Genomic DNA, 2,663 nt, shown 5'->3' with positions numbered 1-2,663 from the left:
AAAAACATTCAATACAAAACGCAATACACAAATATTAACATTTAAAAAATGTTCGCGGCTCAGAAAATGCCGATATCATTACCGGTAGCAATGCTGAAAACGACCTTTCTGGTGGTGCTGGTGATGATTTAATTAGCGGTTTATCCGGAAGCGATAAACTAACTGGTGGCACTGGAAACGACACATTTAGCTTTGGCCGTGGCGATTCCTTACTAAACGGCTTTGATCGAATCACCGATCTGCAAATCGGCGCAGATCAAATTGATGGTTTAGTGGCGAGTAGTTCTGTTCGCAATTTTGGCTCTGTTGGCAGTTTAAGCGCAGGGGATCTAGGCCAAGTGCTGAATAATAGAAGCTTTGGTGCAAACCTTGCAGCCAGTTTTACTTTAGGTTCAGGTAGTAGCACACGCACTTTTCTTGCTCTCAATGACAACAGAGCCGGATTTCAAGCTAATAATGATATGTTGATTGAAATAACTGGATATAGTGGCAATTTGAGCGATTTGCAAATTGTTTGAACTTACTTTTTTTAAGTTCTGCGCTCTAAGCCCTTTAACAATTGATCAAATAATCCTGTAAGTAGAAGTTGATTGCTGCTTAATGCACCACTGGGGGAAAGGCTGCCGGGATCTACCGCCACCCAACCCCCAGCGTCGGGGCGGCGCAATTCAAAGTGCAAATGGGGCCCAGTGCTAAGGCCAGTGCTGCCAACCCTGCCAATTACTTCGCCTTGGCGAACCTGCTCCCCAGGTTGCACAAACAATTCCGATAAATGGCCATAAAGGGTGCGCCGCAGTGGATTGCGATGTTCAATTTCCACCGCTAGGCCATAGCCACCGGCAAGCCCCGAACTAACAACTGTTCCGCTAAGGGCAGCCACCACCGGCGTTCCCTCTGGAGCAGCCAAATCCTTGCCGGCATGAAGAATCATGCTGCCCAAAATTGGATGCATTCGCCAACCAAACCCACTACTGGTTACAGCACTACCGATCAACGGAAATAACAAGCTGCGGTTGCCGTTGCCTAATAAAGGTGCAGGCCTTGGCGTAACCCTTAAAACCTGGCTAAGCGAAAAACTGCCCTCGCTTCCCACCAGCAAGGCGCTAACAGGCACCGTGAGGGGAGCTAAAGGCATACCCAAGCCTTCTTGTTTAAGCCCACCACGCTCCACAAATGCCACACCATTGGCCTTGGCACATTCCCTTTTACTTAACACTCCGCTACTGCACAACTTGCTTAAATTCGGCACAATTTTTTGCGGCGCATTGTATTCGCCCCGTTGCAATTGTTGGCTCTCTTTAATTGTGATTGCCCCCTCCTGCTCTAATTCCTGTAGAGATTTATCAAAAACAAGGGGCGCTGTTGGTCCTTCCGGTGGCGGCAATTGCGCCATCAGCGGCAGAACCAGCGATACAACAAATGGCAGTAGGAATAATTTATGCATAGGAACAGTTTGAATGATCAGCTGCAGGAAAGCATTAACTAATGGCTAACATTGATGGCTAACTTTTCCACTGCCCGCAAGCCGAGGAGCACCAACTGCTGCCAAGGCGGGCAGCGGTTACCAAGCAACTGCTCCAAAGTAATGCCCGGTGGGCGAATGGGATGACGTCCGTTTAATCCAATCCCGAATCGCACATGGCGCACTCGCAACCCTCGCCACACAACAGAGGTGAGTACCCCTGCCAATTTTTGATTGCCAACTATCAAATCGTTAGGGGCTTTAATTTGTAATTGGGGTCCTATGCCAAGGGATTGCAATTCCGCCTCCAAGGCGGCGGCCATCAGAATTGGTAAATTTTCAGCCTGGGGTGATTCTCCAAACCAGGGAATTGCAGCACTAAGCCATAAACCACCTGAAGGTGATTGCCAAGATCGATTCGCGGTGCCGCGGCCAAAACGTTGTTTTTTTGCCACTACCGCTACCGGAAGGCGTGGCTCTTGCTGCAGCCAGGCCGTGAGCAATGTTTCGGTGCTGGAGCAAACCGGAATCACCCTGACCTGCCAAGGCAGCACAAGGGCACTGCCAGCTAAGAGGGCACCTCCACAACGAAAACCGCTTAATTGAACCAGCCTCAATTTTCGATAAGGGCTGCGTTTAAACGTTTTGCCGCTTGCTGTAATTGGTCTATTTCCGCCACCAGCGCTAAACGCAGCCAGCCTTCACCGCCAGCTCCAAAGCCGATACCTGGGGTGAGGGCCACACCGCTGCGTTCGAGCAGCCAGCTGCATGCTGCTTCGCTGCCAAGGGCTAGAAGCCGTGGCGGCAGGGGCATCCACAAATAAAGGGCCATCGAACTTGGAGGCACTGTCCAGCCACCAGCTTTAAGCGCTGCCGCCATCGCATCACGCCTTTGTTTGTAGATGGGCTTGAGCTGCTGAGGCCAGTGCGGCAGCTGAGTTAAAGCAATTTTTGCGCCGGCCTGCAAAGCGAGTGATTGGTTGAAATCCACCACTGCCTTCACCTGAGCTAGCGCTTCAATTAGAGCTGCAGCACCAACGGCAAAACCAAGACGAAAACCACCCAAGCACCAGCCCTTTGAAAAGGAAAAGAATTCAATCCCATTTTCACGCCACCCAGAAGATCGCAGCAAGGCCGGAGCTTCCCCTTCCAAGGCGAGATCCACATAGGGATTGTCGTGGGCTAGCACTGCCCCCTCGCG

3 protein-coding genes and 1 pseudogene are annotated in these 2,663 nt (G+C 50.8%); 1 reads left to right on the top strand and 3 read right to left on the bottom strand.

Going from position 1 to position 2,663, the window contains the following annotated elements; genetic code table 11:
- Nucleotides 1-65 precede the first annotated feature (65 nt).
- Nucleotides 66-518 (top strand): annotated as a pseudogene (locus KB557_RS11260) (bluetail domain-containing putative surface protein); the annotation flags it as partial.
- Between the two features lie 11 nt (nucleotides 519-529).
- Here the strand turns inward: KB557_RS11260 and KB557_RS10555 are convergent.
- The 3 genes from KB557_RS10555 to KB557_RS10545 form a co-directional block, all read right to left on the bottom strand.
- The gene (locus KB557_RS10555) at nucleotides 530-1,444 is read right to left on the bottom strand and encodes a M23 family metallopeptidase (protein WP_399219012.1); all 915 of its coding nucleotides are present in this window, start codon (nucleotides 1,442-1,444) and stop codon (nucleotides 530-532) included.
- A gap of 38 nt (nucleotides 1,445-1,482) precedes the next feature.
- A complete protein-coding gene (locus tag KB557_RS10550) occupies nucleotides 1,483-2,079 on the bottom strand; it encodes a biotin--[acetyl-CoA-carboxylase] ligase (RefSeq protein WP_255134007.1) in 597 nt (198 codons plus the stop codon).
- The coding region (locus KB557_RS10545) for an aminotransferase class I/II-fold pyridoxal phosphate-dependent enzyme (protein WP_255134005.1) at nucleotides 2,076-2,663 on the bottom strand (588 nt) is incomplete at its 5' end. The genes KB557_RS10545 and KB557_RS10550, both read right to left, overlap by 4 nt.

This window comes from Synechococcus sp. Cruz CV12-2-Slac-r (assembly GCF_024346075.1).
In the GTDB taxonomy this organism is placed as follows: Bacteria; Cyanobacteriota; Cyanobacteriia; order PCC-6307; family Cyanobiaceae; genus Synechococcus_D.
Note: the sequence above shows the minus strand (reverse complement) of the source record. Positions and strands in the feature narration are given on the sequence as shown.

Coding starts and splice junctions, on each gene's coding strand:
- KB557_RS10555 (WP_399219012.1), bottom strand. CDS start 1,444: ATGCATAAATTATTCCTACTGCCATTTGTTGTATCGCTGGTTCTGCCG.